Origin of the sequence: Paraburkholderia atlantica (assembly GCF_009362785.1) — a bacterium.
GTDB lineage: Bacteria > Pseudomonadota > Gammaproteobacteria > Burkholderiales > Burkholderiaceae > Paraburkholderia > Paraburkholderia atlantica.
On record NZ_WHNQ01000225.1, the window covers coordinates 1 to 670 of the forward strand.

At 60.9% G+C, this 670-nt stretch carries 1 pseudogene; it reads left to right on the plus strand.

What is annotated here, in order from left to right:
- Nucleotides 1-191: 191 nt before the first annotated feature.
- Nucleotides 192-670: pseudogene (locus tag GCT19_RS42400) on the plus strand (IS66 family transposase); the annotation flags it as partial.

A 670-nucleotide genomic window follows, 5' to 3' on the forward strand; every position in this document is an offset into this window, starting at 1 on the left:
CGGCGTGATTCGCGTCGTATGACGCCCGCAAGGACGTAAACGGTGGCGCTTTCCCGGTCTCCAAGGTTCTGGCAGACTCGTCTGCATGAACCTGCCCGCCGATCTTAACGCCCTCAGCCCGGAACAATTACGCGCGCTTGCCGCGCAGCTGATTGCCCAGGTCGAGGACAGGGAGCGGGAGATTAACGCCCACGCATTACAGTGATCTGCGTGCCGTGGTCTACGACTTCGCCGAGAGCCCGGGCAGGCGAACATGCCCGCGCGTTCCTCGCTGGCTGGCAGGGCAAGCTGGTGTGCGCCGACTACAGTGGGTACAAGGCTGGATTCCAGCAGGGAATCACTGAAATCGGATGTGCGGCGCACGCGAGACGCAGGTTCTTCGATCTGCATGCCAATCACAGCAGCCAGATCGCCGCATTGGCGCTGCCATTCTTCGCTGCGCTTTACGACATCGAGCGCGAGGCGCAGACACTGGAAGCTGAAGAGCGTCGCAGGCTTCGACAGAGCCGGGCCAAACCGGTGTGCGACGCACTTCATGAATGGATGGTGGCGCAGCGCAAGCTGGTTTCGGAAGGTTCAGCGATTGCGAAAGCGCTGGATTACAGCCTTAAACGCTGGGAAGCGCTGACGCGCTATCTCGACGACGGACATGTGCCCATAGACAACAACT